This is a genomic window from Streptococcus sp. OMI870 (assembly GCF_047460295.1).
Classification (GTDB): Bacteria; Bacillota; Bacilli; order Lactobacillales; family Streptococcaceae; genus Streptococcus.
Window position 1 is genome coordinate 1 of the sequence record NZ_JASHGM010000007.1, and the last position, 16144, is coordinate 16144.

A 16144-nucleotide genomic window follows, 5' to 3' on the forward strand; every position below is an offset into this window, starting at 1 on the left:
TTTTTTTATTGTTCAGTTACTATAACTTCCGTTATAGCGCCCTGCACATTGGTTCGTCTTGTTCAGTTTTCAAAGGTCTTTGTCGCTCTCTCGCGACAACTATATTAGTATATCACGTACACTTTTAATTGTCAATAACTTTTTTTAAAAAATTTTACTTTTTTTAAAAAAGTTTTTCTTTCTACTTGCTAAAGCATTTGATAGAAAGAAAACCGGAGCTAATTAGCTCCGGTTTTCTTTCTATATTATAATCTATTTTTAGGATTAATTACTCTTTAACTTCCAATAAACCGATGTCTCCATCTTCTCTACGGTAAATAACATTGGTTGTATTGTCTTCTGCATCTCGATAAATAAAGAAATCATGAGCTAGCAGTTCCATTTGAAGGATCGCTTCTTCTATATCCATTGGTTCCAGATCAATTGTTTTTGAACGAACAACTTTTTCTGTTGTTGCCGCTTCTTCTACAACTGCATCTGTGAAGAGTTTCCCTGCACCAGATTTAACACGATTTTTCTTTTCAATTTTTGTTTTGTTCTTACGAATTTGACGTTCAATCTTATCTACAACGAGATCAATTGAACCATACATATCTTGAGACACATCTTCCGCACGGAGAGTAATTGATCCAAGTGGGATTGTTACTTCTACTTTTGCGGTCTTTTCACGGTAAACTTTTAAGTTTACTCGAGCGTCTAGCTCTTGGTCTGCCTGAAAATATTTTTCAATCTTTTCGAGTTTAGAAACGACATAGTCGCGGATGGCTTCTGTTACTTCTAGGTTTTCACCACGGATACTATATTTAATCATATAAGTACCTACTTTCTAAACATTATGTTTTTATTTATATGTATATTATAACGCTTTCATAAACATTTTGCAAATCTTTTTTTACCTTGCAATTGAAAATGTTTTTATTTCTTTCACTCCTTTTTCAAGCAATAGGCGTTTCATTAATTCGATAGTTTTGCCAGTAGTATAGATATCATCAAATATAAGATATCTTTCTTCTGTCGACACATCTTCTCTTAACTGAAAATGCTGTGAAGTTTGTAATCTTTCTACTCTTGTCTTTTTTGATTGAGCTAGGCTATCCTCTTTTTTGAATAGATTCTTGTACTTTATATCTGCATAGTCTAGTATAGTTGAAACTTGATTGAAGCCCCTCTCCTCTTTCTTTTCATGGCTAATAGGAGTTGTTAGGATGGTATAGCTTTTATACTTTTTCATAGCTTTTTTAATATCATTTGCAAATATGCTCCCTAACAAGCGATCTCCTTCAAACTTATATCGTTTAAAATATTCCTTCATCGCTTCGTTGTATCTATACAAAGCTTCATGTTGAACTTTATTTCCTTTTTTACTCCAGTATTTACAATCTTTACATTCCTTCTCTTCCTTATCTTTAAAACATTTAGGACAGTGGACGTCACTGATTGCTTCAAATTGTTCTTTGCATTCTTTACAAATCCATTCTTCCTTTGTTTTCAATAAGATAAGTTCTCTAAAATCTTCACTTCTTTTAAACTCTTTATCACAAAGTAAACATGATTTCAAAAGCCGGCCTCCTGATTCATCCCTTTTATCTCCTTTATTGCTTTCTTCATTTCTTTTGTTGTGCCATCTGATAGAAAAAGTAATTGTCCTGTTGGTCTTTCCTTGCTTCGACCAACCCTTCCTGAGATTTGTACAAGTGCACTTTTATTAAACAAGCGATGATTACTTTCTAAAACGAAGACATCTACAAACGGAAAAGTAACCCCCCTTTCTAGAATAGTCGTCGAGACGAGAATGGTCACTTCTTTTTTTCTAAACTCTTCCACAATTTGCAAACGATCCCTTGTCTGAGAGGATACGAAACCTACTTTTTCTTCAGGGAAGTATTTTTTTACATTCTCTGTAAATTGCTGGCCTAATTCAATTTCAGATACAAAGATTAACAGAGGGTAATGTGTCTGTCTTTGTTTCTTGATTAGTTTCAATAATTCGTTAGGCATTCTTCCTTTTTCTATTTTTTCTCTAATTTTTGATACCCATTTTATTTCAGGTACCACTAAGGGGTTACCATGGAATCTTCTTGGAAGGCTATAACGAATGATTTCTTTTTTCTTGACTTTTTTATCCAATTCATCTGTAGAGGTTGCAGTTAAAAAAAGAGTATTTCCGTTTTTCTTTACTGCATTCTGTACTGCTTTATATAACATAGGATTGTCTACATAAGGAAATGCATCTACCTCATCTATGATAAGGAGATCGAAGGCCTGATAGAACTTTAACAATTGGTGGGTTGTCGCGATTACCAAGGGAGTTCTAAAATAGGGGTCTGATTCCCCGTGAAGCAACGATATCGGGCAGGAAAAATCTTCTTTCATCCTTCCGTATAATTCAATACAGACATCAATTCTTGGAGTTGCAATACAGACTGCTTGTCCTTTTTGGATTGCTCTTGCCACAACCTGGTACATCATTTCCGTTTTTCCAGCCCCTGTCACAGCATGTACCAAGGCATTTTTTCCTTCATTTACTGCTTGAATGAGTCCATCCGACACCTGTTGTTGATAGGAAGTTAAGCTCCCTTTCCAGTTTAATACCTCTTGGCCTTCAAAGTCTTGCTGCGCAATGACATAAAGTTTTTGATCACTCTGGATTCTTCCCAATCGAATACAAGATCTACAATATAGCACCTCTTCACTCAACTTCCAAAGTTTTTGATCAATCATACTGCCACATCGAAAGCATTGGTGCCTTCCATTTTGTTTTTCTATGGTTGGAAGTTCTTGGGCAATTTCTTTTAAATCATCTGTCATTTGACTCTCCGTTAAGAGTCTTCCATAAGTATCTTCTATCCTCATACTTATTAATTCGCAAAAATTGGAGAAAATCATTCTTTTTTTGTAAAATAAGAATATGGAATATATTACATTTAAAGAGAATGGTACTGTTCAAGAAGAAATTAAGAAATCGAAATTCATTTGTCATGTTAAACGTGTCTCTTCTGAAGAGGAAGCTAGAGATTTTATTAACGCGATCAAGAAGGAGCACTACAAGGCTACACATAATTGCTCTGCTTTCATCATTGGAGAACATAGCGACATTAAACGAACTAGTGACGATGGGGAACCTAGTGGAACAGCGGGTGTACCGATGTTGGGAGTTTTAGAGAATCATCACATCACCAATAGTTGTGTCGTGGTTACCCGCTATTTTGGAGGTATTAAATTAGGGGCTGGCGGTCTGATTCGCGCTTATGCTGGCAGTGTTGCACAAGCGGTTCGAGAAATCGGGTTGGTAGAAATCAAAGAGCAAGTTGTTCTTGGAATTACTTTGACCTATTCCCAATACCAAGAATTTGCTAATTTCTTAAAAGACAATCAATTGGTAGAACAAGATCCGATGTTTACAGATCAAGTTACGACAACTATTTTTGTAGACAAAGAAGACACACCTTCTATCACAGCAGCTTTAGTCGAATTTTATAATGGAAAAGTCATTATTGAGGACCAAGGAATTCGTGAGGTTGAAGTACCCCTTCTTTCCTTTGAGAATGAATAAATTATTTGGAATATACAAGATCTATTGGCAACGATAGGTTTTTTTTATCACACCTATAAAATTTCTATATTTTACATTCTTTCCACAAGGGACTATACTGGTTAGTATCAAGAAAACCTAGAACTGAGGTAAATTATGGCTATTTATGAAAACATTACAGAATTGATTGGACACACACCGATTGTCAAATTGAACCGACTTGTTCCTGAAGGAGCTGCAGATGTCTATGTCAAATTAGAAGCTTTCAATCCTGGATCATCTGTCAAGGACCGGATTGCTTTGAGCATGATTGAAAAAGCTGAAGCGGATGGCTTGATCAAACCAGGTGATACGATTGTCGAAGCAACTAGTGGGAATACAGGGATTGGTCTGTCATGGGTTGGTGCAGCTAAAGGCTATAATGTCGTGATTGTCATGCCTGAAACGATGAGTGTGGAACGTCGTAAAATTATCCAAGCCTACGGGGCTGAACTCGTTTTGACTCCTGGAAGTGAAGGAATGAAAGGTGCAATCGCCAAGGCTGAAGCAATTGCTGCTGAACGAAATGGCTTCCTTCCCCTTCAATTTGAGAACCCTGCTAACCCAGAAGTCCATGAAAGAACAACTGGTCAAGAAATCGTTGATGCCTTTGGAAAAGATGGCCTCGATGCCTTTGTGGCAGGTGTAGGTACTGGTGGAACAGTTTCTGGTATTTCACATACCTTGAAAAAGAACAACCCAAATGTCAAAGTCTTTGCCGTTGAAGCCAATGAATCTGCAGTTCTTTCTGGTGAAAAACCTGGACCTCATAAAATCCAAGGTATTTCAGCTGGATTTGTTCCGAATACCTTAGATACCAACGCCTATGATGGGGTCCGTCGTGTTACCTCAGAAGAAGCTTTCGAACTTGCACGCGCTATCGGTGGAGCTGAAGGATTCTTAGTCGGTATTTCAAGTGCCGCAGCTATCTTTGCTGCTATTGAAGTAGCCAAAGAACTAGGCAGCGGTAAAAAAGTTCTTGCTCTTGCACCAGATAATGGGGAACGCTACCTTTCTACTACACTTTACGAATTTGAATAATATTCTGTACCAAAAAACTTCGCTAGGTTCTATTCACCTAGCGAAGTTTTTATTTTTTCTCTTGTTTGCTAAAGAATACTTTTCCTTCTTTGACCCAAGACGGCATCTGTTGGGCCAAGGGAGCAAAACCACTCTTGTGACGGTCATTAGAAAAGCGATGATGTCGAATGATTCGTTGCGGGGCCTCTTCAAGCGTTCTCAAAGAGAGGCTAGCTTTGTTGGTATATTCATCAACATCGATGACTTGAACAAAGACCTTCTCCCCAATCGACAGAATATCCTGAATATTACTTACATAACCACTTCTAATCTCTGAGATATGAATCAAGCCCGTCACACCCGACTCTAGTTCGACAAAGGCGCCGTAAGGTTGAATTCCTGTGATGGTTCCTTCTAACTTATCTCCAATTTTCATATTAGTCCTCAATTTCGATGGTTTGAATCACGACATCTTCTACCGGCTTATCCATCATACCTGTTTCAACAACCGCGATCTCATCTAATACAGCATACGAAGCTTCATCCATCAATTGACCAAATACCGTATGGCGTTGATCTAGGTGAGGAGTCCCTCCTTCTGTCGTATAGATTTCGGCAATTTTTTCAGGCCAGCCACCGCGGACCAATTCCTTTTTCGAGTATGGGAGATGTTGATTTTGTACAATAAAGAATTGGCTGCCATTCGTGTTTGGTCCAGCATTGGCCATCGAAAGAGCTCCACGAATATTGTACAATTCTTTTGAAAATTCATCTTCGAAGCTGTCACCATAAATGGACTCACCACCCATACCAGTACCTGTTGGATCTCCCCCTTGGATCATGAAATCTTTAATAATCCGATGGAAAATGACACCATCATAATAGCCAGACTTAGCAAGAGCTACAAAGTTTGCAACTGTTTTTGGCGCTTGATCTGGAAACAATTGAATTTTCATCTCACCGTGATTGGTTTTGATCACAGCGACAGGACCTTCAACCGTACCAAGTTCCAACTGTGGTAACGTCAATTCTTTTTCAACCATATTTAATTCCTCTAAGGCATAGAAAATGCCATCTTCTTCCAAATTCTTAGTGATATAATCAGCTTTTTCTTGTAACTCTGGGGCAGATTTTCCCATTGCGATACTAATCCCAGCATACTCAAACAGTTCGAGATCATTTAATCCATCCCCAAATACTAAAACATTCTCTGGCTTCAAGCCCAATTGATTGACAAGCTGAGAAACTCCGGAAGCTTTTGAAGCTTCAAAGCGAACAACATCTGACGAATGGGGATGCCAGGATACTAGGCGTAAGTCCTCTTGCAAGGAATCCGGTAACTCTAACTCACTATCATGTTCATCAAAGGTCCACATTTGGAAAATGGGCTCTTTCAAATGCAGATCTGGATCTACTGGTAGGTTGGGATAAATAATGTCAATAGCATCACTGATCAAGGTTGTCCGATTGGACAGAGCCGCTTGATGACTAGCCACTAACCCATAATCAATCTCAGATTCTTTGGCCCAATCCACAAAAGAAGAAACGATTGCTTCATGAATTGGTGATTGGTAAATGACAGTTCCTTTTGCATCTTCTATATAGGCACCGTTTAAGGTTACTAGAAAATCAGGTTTTAAATCCATAATTTCAGGAACAACCCCAAAAACCCCTCTGCCGGTTGCAATCCCTGTTCGAATTCCTTTTTCTTTCAACTGATGAAAGACATCTTTGACAGATTCTGGGATCAATCCCGTTTCTTTTGCACGTAACGTATCATCAATATCAAAAAAGACGATTTTTACTTTTTTTGCTTTATAACGTAATTTTGCGTCCACTTGTCTCCCCCTATTTTCCTTGCTCTATTATAGCATGTTTCAACTTAAAAATCTTCCTGATTCACCAGATGGTGACGGAAAGCATAAACGACTGCTTGTGTCCGATCACTAACTTCTAGTTTCGATAAAATATTGGAAACGTGGGTTTTCACTGTTTTCAGAGAAATAAAGAGTTCATCTGCTATGCGTTGATTTTCATATCCTTTCGTCAATAAAGCCAGAATATCCCTTTCTCTAGCTGTTAGGTCATCGTGCAATTCAGCATGGTTCTTGCGTGACTCAACTTTTTGACTGACTTCAGTCTCAATCGCAAATTCTCCTATTGCAACCTTCCGGACAGCCTGTAAGATCTCCGTTGCTGACGAGGTCTTTAAAATATAACCTTTGGCACCGGCATCTAGTACAGGGTAAATTTTCTCATTATCCAAATAAGAGGTCAAAATAACAATCTTGGCTTTGGGCCATTCTTTTAAGATGGCTAGTGTTGCATCAATGCCGTTTAGTTCTGGCATCACAATGTCCATGATAATGACATCTGGTCGTTCTTGCAGGGCTAACTCAACTCCCTCTTGTCCATTTTGCGCCTCTAATACTTGGTCAATATCGGTCTGCATGGACAAAAAGCTCTTTAAACCAAGTCGAACCATTTCATGGTCATCTACTAATAATACTTTCATACAGTTTCCTTTTCATTTTTATCTTTTATAAGAAGGGGAACACGGATATCCACTGCCACTCCTTTTTGAGGACTCGTTCGGATTTTAATTGTTCCCGCCATATCTTCCACGCGCTCTTGAATATTTTTCAACCCATAACTCAATCGTTCCAATTTTTCCTGTTCAAAACCAATGCCATCATCTACCATCCGTAAATGAAGTTGTTTTCCTTCCTGGTACAAAAAGACATCCATTTGATGAGCTCTAGCGTGTTTCAGTGTATTACTAACAATTTCTTGCACAATCCGAAAGAGATGTTCTTCCATATCTTTTGGCAGAGCTAGTTCATTGTATTTGAAGTCAACTTTTAAATTACTCTTTTCTTTCAGTTCTCTAAAAATCATCTTCATTCCGTCTACCAGGCTTTTCCCTTCCAATTCTGTGGGACGAAGATGCAAAAGCAAGACACGCAAATCATTTTGGGCTGTTCCCAAAATATCCGATACCCCATTTAATTGCTGCTGAATCTGTTTTTTCTCTAACTCAAGGGCCTGTGCTGCCACTCCAGATAAAATCATATTGGCTGCAAATAGTTCCTGACTAACCGTATCATGGAGATCACGCGCTATCCGCTTGCGCTCTGTTTCTATGATTTCTTCTTCATTTCGCATGACACGATTTTCACTTCTCTGTAAATTTTCTTCTAGTCGATGCAATTTGCTATCCAACAAATCCAGCTGTTGGTTCAGTTCTTTAGGAGCAATTTCTTTTTGCTGGGAACCATTCATAATAGCTTCCACCTTTTGTTGTACCGCATGAACTGTCACAAATTGCGTGATCTTTATAATCAAGAGAACTAAAGCCGTTAATGCTAACGTCAAGCTAAAAACTAAAAATAGGAATGATTGAAGCAAGGATAGATTCGATACAAGTTTGCTCCACTGAAAACCAACAAAATGAAAAATGGTATGACAAATAACTGCGACTACCATTAGGGAATAGAAGTACAGTAGAATATAATCTAGCTTCTTCATGGGCGCACCACCTCTACATCCCCAACAATACCAACTATCACAATTTTTATAGAGCGATGGGACCTCCGATAATTTACTGTTTCAATATCTAACGTTTCATTCCTCATTTTTCGGACAGGTAAGTCTAAAAATTTTAGATCTCCATATAGGGTGTTAATTTGTAAATGCAACTCCAAATCAATCGGTAAGATGATTTTTGTATTTCCAAAACCTTTGCGAATAATGATAACATTGTCCCAATCGCAAATCGCAACCTCTTCCAAATGGAGGGTGTCATTTCCGAAAACACGGAGCATACTCAGATCTCGATAACCTCGACTTTGCTTTGAAAAATGATGCAAATCACCTATCCATCGTGTTTTTTCCTGACGAATTTCTATATCCTCTTCGACATCGAGCACAACTGCTTCATTTTCCTTATACATATAAGGGTAGGCGATCAATAAACCATAAATAACCGCAAATAAAATGGCCGCAATCACAAAAGGATTCAGCATCACGATAAAAAATAGGAGTACACTCAGTGAGATTAATAGAAAATTTGCTTTTTGTTTGCCAAAATAGTAATACAGAAGGAGCAAAAAGAGCACCATCAAAACAATGAATCTGGAGAAATCGACTGATAAAATGGTAATGGCTGCTAGCGTTAATAAAATGGCTTCAACGAAAATAAAGATTTGTATTTTCCACATAGTCTACCTCATCTTTTCCTATTTTATCAAATTTTTCCTCATTTGACTTCCGTCTGTGGTTGGATAATACGAAGAGCAAAAAAACACCCAAAAGATAAAATCCTTTGGGTGTCCTCTTTATCGGAAATAGTATCTATTCATCCGCTAGCGATTGTCTAGAGGCATTATTTATAATTGTAAGCCCAGTAATAGTAACCATCTCCATTTACAACTGCTGCCACCGCACCTTCAGTTACATTTGGATCTAGTAACAATTCACGCAAGCCACTGTTGAACCATTTCGTTGCCACAGTTGCTGGATCTTCTTCACGACGAGCTACGAAACCTGTGCTATCATATTGGCGTAAAATTTGGTTAGCTTTTGGCAAAGCGAGTGAGTTGTAGACATCATCAGACCAAGTCAATTCTTTCAAACCTTGAGCTTTTCTTAGTTCATTGATTTTAGCAAAAGCTTCTTTAGCTTTTTCTAAGTAGACATAGTTTGTGTCGTCTGTTGCTTCTACACGATAAACGAATTTCACATAACCGAATTCAACATCCTTGTATTCTTTTTCGTCAACACCACTCTTCAAGTTAGCAATTAAAACATAGTCTTTCGCCCATGGGTTTTCTTTTGATTGCTCAAAGAGTTCCGGATCTTCGATTTCCCATTCTACTTTAGCATCCCATCCAGCATTATCAATAAATTTAGGATTCATTTTCTTCATGACATAGTCCTTAAATTCATCCACGTTCTTGAATGGGAGAGCTTGGCCAGCTTTAGCAGTTTCTACAAGATTTGTAGAGTAGAGCTTGACGCTTGAGTCACGATCGCTATAAGCATACTCATCATCTTTGGCATCTTCATGGAATTTTGGATCAATGACAGGGTCATTAGGATCTGTCATCCCTTGAAGTTTCCATTTACCATCAATCCACTTCCAGTATGCGGAATATCCTGTAGCTTCAGTATCGGATGGAACATAGTAGTAATGAGTTGTCCCATCAAAGTAATAGTTCTTATCGTTACGCAAAGCAGCTGATCCAGGCTTACCAGGTGGGTAGACTAACTTAGGTACACGACCATTTGGCGCCCAAGGAAGGTGTTCCAATCCTTCTGCTGGCGTTTCTACATACGGAGGAATTTGATTTTCACTTGGCTGGTCAGTTGTTACCAAACCGTCATTGCCAGGTACTTCTGGTTGAACAGGTTCTTCTGGTTTTGGCTCAGCTGGATTCTCAGGAGTTGGAGCGAATGGATCGAATTCACCATCTGCGCCTACAAATGGCGGATTCTCTGGGAAAACCAAGTTATCCGTATCTTCAGGTGTAGCTGGTTCTGATGGTTCCACCGGTTGATCTGGTTTATCAGATGGGTTTGGCTCCTCTGGTGTTGGAGTTGGATTTGGGGTCGGTGTTGGAGTAGGTGTCGGAGTATCCGGCGTTACAGGATTTTCTGTTTCGCTAGAATTCTTCACAAAAACCCACTTACCATTTTGATAGTAATAGTAATCCCCATTCTCTAATAAATAGTAATGGTAGCCATTCTCATAAAGGTAATGAGGATCGTTGGCTAGGTTATTTCTAGAGTTGTTACGATTGGTCAAAGGCTGCCACTGGCCATTACGGTAGATCCGGTAAGTGCCGTCACTCATTCGATAATAATGATTACCATTCCAGTAAATGTAGTTTTCATCATTTTCTAAAGAATAACTATTTGAGTACCCATAATAACTATTCCAGTTAGGATAACCATAGTTATAGCCATAATAATAGTTCCAATTCGGATACCCATAACTGTAGGTCCATGAATTATATCCGTTATAACCATTCCAGTTATTATAAGCATAGTTATAATAGTTTGCACCATAAGAGTAGCTATTCCATCCTCTGTTTTCTGCTGCTACTTTTGTTGCTATAAAAGCCGGGACAATCATTGCTGTTGCTAAAATTGCTCGACTAACCACTCTATATTTTCTGTCCATTTAAATAATCTCCATTTGGAAAGTATAGGTGAAAGATACATCAACTATGTGCACATATTTCAAAAGTCATTCCACCTATCCTCATCTTGGTTCACGACATTTATCTCCACTAGTTGTTAAGGCCTCTTCAAATAGTGGAAAAAAATCTCTTTGTTAGCCAGCTCCTTATCAAAATAGGTCTGAACGACATTTTTACTCTTTGATCACCTTTCAGGCAGATTATAGCATTAGCCTATAGCGAAAGCAAATAATTTGATAATCAATCTATTTCCAACCTCAAATTAACTTATGTTTAATTGACCATTTTATTTTTCCAAAGCTGAAACTACTTGATTGTTAAGGGATTCACATGCCTTCCACAAAAACTCCAAAATATCGTTTCTTCCAGCACTCTTAAAGTTTTTCCCTCAATAGGGAAATTATAAAATCACGACATAGAAACAAAAAAACAGAAAAAGACTCAGAAATATATCTGAGTCTGAAATTCATTTTTTAATCTGTATCTGTTGAACTACTACTGCTAGAGGTTTCGGTATCCGATCGTTCCGTAGAAGAAGAACTAGATGTTTCTGAACTTGATGAGGCTTTTGTACTCGAAGAAGCTGTCACTTTAGGCTCATATACCGTCAAGACAATTCGTGTCCGGTTAATATCCACCGTACTGGAAGCTTCTGGAGTTTGACTGACAATTTGACCTGCAGAAACCAATACCCCATCAGGAAGGTGTTCCGTTTTTCTTAATTCAATATTGGCTTCTTTAATACCATAGATTTCAACCAGATTGCTTCGGGCAAAGTCATATGTTGATCCAATATAACTTGGCATCTCAATAGAAGTCGTTTCCTTGGCTACTTTTAAAACAATCTTAGTCTTTGAATTAAGAGAATATTGTTCTCCGGCTGCTGGCGTTTGCTCTAAAACTGTCCCCGGAGCATATTCGAAGGTCTCAACTTCCTCAATCGTAATCATCTTGCTAGATACTTTATAAGTATTTTTTAGATCCTCTTCTACTGTCGCCCGCGTTTCTCCCACGTAATTTGGCATTTCAAAGCTGCTCGGTCCTTTTGAAACAATCAAGTCAATGCGACTTTGTTCTTTCTTTTGAGCTCCTGCATTTGGATTGGTTCGAATGACATAGCCTTCCGCAACCGAATCACTGTACTCTTCTTTTTCTTCACCAACTTGAAGGTCTTGTCCCTCAATAACTGCTCTTGCTTCAGCAATAGTCTTGCCAGAAACATCCGGAACTGTTTTATTGGCTGGGCTCATATACAACAAGAAGGTAAAGGCTGCAAGGACTAGAGCAATGGCAACAAATAAAACCTTGTAGCGTGCTCGTAAGCGTCTTCTTGGTTTTTTACTTGGCGCTATTGGCTGCTGGTCAGATAATGGTCGATTCGGATCAACCGAACTAATTTCACTGCGCACTTCAGAGATTGGAACAGGAGCCGTCTTTGGAGTTGGAGTCACTTTCGGCAAGGTTTTTGTATCAGCTTTCGCTTGGTCTTCAAAAACCAGTTTTTTCTCATTTCTTCTCTCATAGGACAAGCAACTTGAAAGATCCACATACATCTCTGCCACTGACTTATAGCGATCCGTCAGTTTTTTAGCTGTCGCTTTGATCACTACATTTTCTAGAGCTTGTGGAACATTCTTATTTTCCTCACGAATAGAAGGGAGAGGCTTTTGAAAATGCTGCAGTGCAATCGTAACCGCACTATCTCCATCATAAGGAATGTGTCCCGTCAACATCTCATAGAAAATGATCCCCATCGCATAGATATCACTTTGCACCGTAGCTTTTGATCCACGCGCCTGCTCAGGGGACAAATAATGAACCGACCCTAACATCGAGTTGGTCTGGGTCAAACTTGTCTCTGCGAAGGCCACTGCAATCCCAAAGTCTGAAACTTTCGCTGTTCCATCTGGTGTCAAGAGGACATTCTGTGGTTTTAAATCTCTATGGATAATGCCACACGTATGGGCAAGACGCATAGCGAGAAGAATCTGCCCCATCAAACGAACAGCTTCTTCATTTGATAAAGGTGCATTTTCTTTGATATAGCGTTTCAAGTCTAAACCTGCAACATATTCCATTGCAAGGTATTGCTGCCCTTCTTCTTCGCCAATGTCTGTAATCCGAACGATATTTGGATGGTCCAGCTCTGCCATCGCTTTTGCTTCACGCTGGAAACGTGCAACTGCAATGGGATCCGTCTGGTAATTCGTACGCAGTACCTTGACTGCAACTTCTTCACCATCTAAAATCAAATCACGAGCAAGATAAACATCTGCCATCCCACCGCGTCCAATTTGTTGGATGATTTTATATCGTCCGGCAAAAATTTTGCCGATTTGAATCATGCTGCGTCCTCCTCAGTGAAGTGGAGCAGTACAACGGTGATATTATCCAAACCTCCAGCATTATTGGCAAAACGAATCAAGGTTTGAGCTTTTTCTTCTAGCGAAACATCACTCAAGACAATGTCTCTGATCTCATCAGGGCCGATCATATTGGTTAAACCATCACTATTGATCAAAATATAATCATCTGCTTCAACAGTTACCAAACCATAATCCGGCTCTAGCTCGTCTTTTTGACCAATAGATTGGGTGATGATGTTACGCTGAGGATGATGGGCTGCTTCTTCTTCTGTAATTTGACCAGCTCGTAAAAGGGCATTTACAAGAGAATGATCACTAGTCAACTGCTGGTATTCGCCCTGACGAATGAGACCAATCCGCGAATCTCCAACATGGGCAAAAATCACTTGTCCTTCTACAAAAGCCAAGGCTTCCAGTGTTGTTCCCATTCCTTTATGTTCATCATCTTGACCTGCTAAATGAATCCGACGGTTCACAGCTTCTAAATGTTCTGCAAACCATTCCCGAACTTGATTCACTGTCTCGATGTCAGAAGAAACCCAGGCCGCACCTAGGTCTGTGACTGCCATTTCACTAGCAATATTTCCGGCACGGTGTCCCCCCATACCATCAGCAAGAAAAATCATGGATTTTCCTGCTTTGTTTCTATATTGATTTGCATAGTCTTGGTTATTTGTCCGTCTTTGACCTACATCGGTTAAGATCGTCATATCCATACTGTCAGTTTCCTCCTGATATTATGATATTCTCTTAAAACGACTGATAAAGAAGCCGTCGCTTCCATATAATTCAGGTGTAATAAGGATACAATCATTCTTGAGAATATCTTTTCTTTCGTGCTCCAATGGAACTTGTTTGAAATTTGGATGGTGTTTCAAAAATTGCTCCACCACTTCAAAATTTTCTTTTCCCATAATTGTACACGTACTGTACACTATTATACCACCTTTACGCACACTTTGACAAACACTATCCAGAATTGCCAATTGAATAGCTTGTAAAGATGCAAAATCTGCACTCTCTTTATTGTACTTGATATCGGGCTTCCTCCGTATCAAACCTATCCCTGAACAAGGTGCATCCACCAATATTTTATCGAATGCATCAGAGCCAAATGCTTCAAAGACTTTGGTCGCATCTAACTTCTTTGTCAAAATTTTGTCTGCAACATGGAGACGATTAGCATTTTCTTGAATCAATTTTAGTTTGTGATCATAGAGATCCAAGGCCGTGACTTTTCCAGTTGTGAGATAAGAAGCAAGGTGAGTCGTCTTCCCTCCCGGTGCTGCACAAGCATCTAGAACCCACTCATCTCCTTGTAAATCCAAAGCTGGAGCGACCAATTGGCTGGATTCATCCTGAATGGTGATGCGCCCTTCTCTAAATAAAGAGTGCCCTGCAAAATGCCCCTGATTTTTCACGAGCGCTGAAGTTGCTATGAGGGATTCATTTGCTTCCAGCATCTGGGCTAGTTGTTCTTTCTCACTCAAATCGATGACACGAATGCTGGATTTATTACGCTGGTATAAACTTTCAAAAATAGCCAGAGCTCGCTCTTCACCGTATTCTTCGATCAATGCTTTGACCAACCAGACGGGTAGGGAGTACTGCACCGAATAACGCTTATTCTTTCGCTTAATGGTTTCAGTATCTGGTAGGCCCTCGCGGATCAGCTTTCTGAGAATTGCATTGACAAACTTTTCGCTACCCTCTTTACGACGTTTTGCGATCCGTACTGCTTCATTGACAACAGCATGGTCGGGAATACGGTCCAAATAGGCAAGTTGATAGAGACTCATCATCAAAAGATAATAAAGCCACTGATCCAACTTTGTTCGATCCTCGATCACGTGGGCAAGATACCATTCGAGCGTTATTTTCCTTGCTACGGTACCGTATACAACCTCCGTCACAAAGCTTTTATCCTTATCTGAAAACAGAGATTGTTCTAGCGCTTGATTCAGGGCAATGTTGGAATAAGCTCCGTGTTCAAAGATCTCTTCTAAAACACGAACAATCTGTTCACGCGCATTCATTTGTTTAATTTCCAAAGCGATCACCTACTTGTAATTGACGACCGGCACCGTTTAAAAAGTCTGTAATAGACATTTTAGGTTTTCCTGCGGGCTGCACGACTTTGAGGGATAGAGCATCTTCTCCTGTAGCGACTACCAACTCTTTTTTGCTCAAACCAATCACTTCTCCTGGATTTCCATTTCCTTCACATAACTCTACTTCATAGATTTTGAAGCGTTGAGCATTTAATAACGTATGAGCGACTGGCCAAGGATTCATCCCTCGAATCTGATTGAAGACTTGGCGATTTGTTTTGTTCCAATCTAACACTTCTTCTTCTGGCAAAATATTCGGTGAAAATGTGACCAAACTAGGATCTTGTGGGCTTGGCTGGATCTCCCCTACTAGGTAAGCTGGTAAAGTATCTAGGAGTAGATCCCGCCCAAGAACAGCTAATTTTTCAAACAAGGTTCCCACATTATCCTCATCTAAAATAGGGAGCGAACGAGCAGCAATCATATCTCCAGCATCCATCTCTTTTACCATTTCCATAATCGTAACACCAGCTTCTTCGTCACCATTGATAAGTGCATAATGAATAGGTGCTCCTCCTCGATATTTAGGCAACAAAGACGCGTGGACATTCACCGCAAATTGGAAGTTCTCCAACAATTTTGTTGGTAAGAATTGTCCAAAAGCGGCTGTCACAATACCATCCGCATTCAAGGACAGAAGAGTCTCCATTTCTGGACTTCCTGATAATTTCTCCGGCTGAAGAACCGGTAGTTGATGTTCCAAAGCTACCTGCTTCACCGGGGTCATTCGAATCTCTTTTTTGCGACCTACTTTGCGGTCTGGTTGGGTTACCACTGCTAGAATTTCATAGCGCGAATCTGCTAACAATCCCTTTAAAACCGTCGCTGAAAAATCAGGCGTTCCCATAAATATTAATTTTGTCATTTCTTTCT

At 39.4% G+C, this 16144-nt stretch carries 15 protein-coding genes; 2 read left to right on the forward strand and 13 right to left on the reverse strand.

Features of this window, described 5'->3' with window-relative positions:
- Positions 1-268: 268 nt before the first annotated feature.
- The 3 genes from hpf to QM968_RS09710 form a co-directional block, all read right to left on the reverse strand.
- Positions 269-811, reverse strand: a complete 543-nt coding sequence (gene hpf, locus QM968_RS09700; protein WP_009732350.1) for a ribosome hibernation-promoting factor, HPF/YfiA family — start codon at positions 809-811, stop codon at positions 269-271.
- Positions 812-892: 81 nt separating this feature from the next.
- Positions 893-1558: a ComF family protein gene (locus tag QM968_RS09705; RefSeq protein ID WP_414383723.1), complete on the reverse strand. Its 666-nt coding sequence runs from the start codon at positions 1556-1558 to the stop codon at positions 893-895.
- Positions 1555-2853 carry a DEAD/DEAH box helicase gene (locus tag QM968_RS09710; protein ID WP_414383725.1) on the reverse strand — a complete coding sequence of 433 codons (1299 nt, stop codon included), beginning with the start codon at positions 2851-2853 and terminating at the stop codon, positions 1555-1557. The genes QM968_RS09705 and QM968_RS09710 overlap by 4 nt, the downstream gene beginning before the upstream one ends.
- A gap of 55 nt (positions 2854-2908) precedes the next feature.
- Between QM968_RS09710 and QM968_RS09715 the strand changes: the two genes are divergently transcribed.
- Together QM968_RS09715 and cysK are read left to right on the forward strand one after the other, a co-directional pair.
- Positions 2909-3553, forward strand: a complete 645-nt coding sequence (locus tag QM968_RS09715) for a YigZ family protein (protein ID WP_414383727.1) — start codon at positions 2909-2911, stop codon at positions 3551-3553.
- Between the two features lie 135 nt (positions 3554-3688).
- Positions 3689-4612 (forward strand): cysteine synthase A, encoded by a 924-nt coding sequence (gene cysK, locus QM968_RS09720; protein ID WP_009732346.1) that lies wholly within the window; start codon positions 3689-3691, stop codon positions 4610-4612.
- 49 nt (positions 4613-4661) lie between these two features.
- Here cysK and QM968_RS09725 read toward each other — a convergent pair whose 3' ends face one another.
- The 10 genes from QM968_RS09725 to fmt all read right to left on the reverse strand — a co-directional run bounded on the left by QM968_RS09725 (position 4662) and on the right by fmt (position 16136).
- Complete coding sequence (locus QM968_RS09725; RefSeq protein WP_414326855.1) at positions 4662-5027, reverse strand: S1 RNA-binding domain-containing protein; 366 nt, start codon at positions 5025-5027, stop codon at positions 4662-4664.
- 1 nt (position 5028) lies between these two features.
- The gene (locus QM968_RS09730; protein ID WP_414383729.1) at positions 5029-6429 is read right to left on the reverse strand and encodes a bifunctional Cof-type HAD-IIB family hydrolase/peptidylprolyl isomerase; all 1401 of its coding nucleotides are present in this window, start codon (positions 6427-6429) and stop codon (positions 5029-5031) included.
- 44 nt (positions 6430-6473) lie between these two features.
- Complete coding sequence (locus QM968_RS09735) at positions 6474-7106, reverse strand: response regulator (protein WP_414383731.1); 633 nt, start codon at positions 7104-7106, stop codon at positions 6474-6476.
- A complete protein-coding gene (locus QM968_RS09740; RefSeq protein ID WP_414383733.1) occupies positions 7103-8119 on the reverse strand; it encodes a sensor histidine kinase in 1017 nt (338 codons plus the stop codon). Before QM968_RS09740 ends, QM968_RS09735 begins: the two co-directional genes overlap by 4 nt.
- Complete coding sequence (liaF, locus tag QM968_RS09745) at positions 8116-8811, reverse strand: cell wall-active antibiotics response protein LiaF (protein ID WP_009732341.1); 696 nt, start codon at positions 8809-8811, stop codon at positions 8116-8118. Before liaF ends, QM968_RS09740 begins: the two co-directional genes overlap by 4 nt.
- Before the next feature lie 164 nt (positions 8812-8975).
- Positions 8976-10775, reverse strand: a complete 1800-nt coding sequence (locus tag QM968_RS09750; protein ID WP_414383735.1) for a CAP domain-containing protein — start codon at positions 10773-10775, stop codon at positions 8976-8978.
- Positions 10776-11267: 492 nt separating this feature from the next.
- On the reverse strand, positions 11268-13139 hold the full coding sequence (gene pknB, locus QM968_RS09755) for a Stk1 family PASTA domain-containing Ser/Thr kinase (protein WP_414383737.1): 1872 nt from the start codon (positions 13137-13139) through the stop codon (positions 11268-11270).
- On the reverse strand, positions 13136-13876 hold the full coding sequence (locus QM968_RS09760; protein WP_414383739.1) for a Stp1/IreP family PP2C-type Ser/Thr phosphatase: 741 nt from the start codon (positions 13874-13876) through the stop codon (positions 13136-13138). The genes pknB and QM968_RS09760 overlap by 4 nt, the downstream gene beginning before the upstream one ends.
- A gap of 21 nt (positions 13877-13897) precedes the next feature.
- Entirely contained in the window at positions 13898-15211 is a 1314-nt protein-coding gene (gene rsmB, locus QM968_RS09765) for a 16S rRNA (cytosine(967)-C(5))-methyltransferase RsmB (RefSeq protein ID WP_414383741.1), read from the reverse strand.
- Positions 15201-16136 carry a methionyl-tRNA formyltransferase gene (gene fmt / locus QM968_RS09770; protein WP_414326868.1) on the reverse strand — a complete coding sequence of 312 codons (936 nt, stop codon included), beginning with the start codon at positions 16134-16136 and terminating at the stop codon, positions 15201-15203. The genes rsmB and fmt overlap by 11 nt, the downstream gene beginning before the upstream one ends.
- Positions 16137-16144: the final 8 nt, after the last annotated feature.

What these genes read in the sequence shown, in the direction of transcription:
- QM968_RS09710 (WP_414383725.1), bottom strand. Translation starts at nt 2,853, where the DNA reads ATGAGGATAGAAGATACTTATGGAAGACTCTTAACGGAGAGTCAAATG.
- liaF (WP_009732341.1), bottom strand. Translation starts at nt 8,811, where the DNA reads ATGTGGAAAATACAAATCTTTATTTTCGTTGAAGCCATTTTATTAACG.
- cysK (WP_009732346.1), top strand. Translation starts at nt 3,689, where the DNA reads ATGGCTATTTATGAAAACATTACAGAATTGATTGGACACACACCGATT.
- QM968_RS09735 (WP_414383731.1), bottom strand. Translation starts at nt 7,106, where the DNA reads ATGAAAGTATTATTAGTAGATGACCATGAAATGGTTCGACTTGGTTTA.
- QM968_RS09740 (WP_414383733.1), bottom strand. Translation starts at nt 8,119, where the DNA reads ATGAAGAAGCTAGATTATATTCTACTGTACTTCTATTCCCTAATGGTA.
- QM968_RS09725 (WP_414326855.1), bottom strand. Translation starts at nt 5,027, where the DNA reads ATGAAAATTGGAGATAAGTTAGAAGGAACCATCACAGGAATTCAACCT.
- QM968_RS09750 (WP_414383735.1), bottom strand. Translation starts at nt 10,775, where the DNA reads ATGGACAGAAAATATAGAGTGGTTAGTCGAGCAATTTTAGCAACAGCA.
- hpf (WP_009732350.1), bottom strand. Translation starts at nt 811, where the DNA reads ATGATTAAATATAGTATCCGTGGTGAAAACCTAGAAGTAACAGAAGCC.
- fmt (WP_414326868.1), bottom strand. Translation starts at nt 16,136, where the DNA reads ATGACAAAATTAATATTTATGGGAACGCCTGATTTTTCAGCGACGGTT.
- QM968_RS09760 (WP_414383739.1), bottom strand. Translation starts at nt 13,876, where the DNA reads ATGGATATGACGATCTTAACCGATGTAGGTCAAAGACGGACAAATAAC.
- QM968_RS09715 (WP_414383727.1), top strand. Translation starts at nt 2,909, where the DNA reads ATGGAATATATTACATTTAAAGAGAATGGTACTGTTCAAGAAGAAATT.
- pknB (WP_414383737.1), bottom strand. Translation starts at nt 13,139, where the DNA reads ATGATTCAAATCGGCAAAATTTTTGCCGGACGATATAAAATCATCCAA.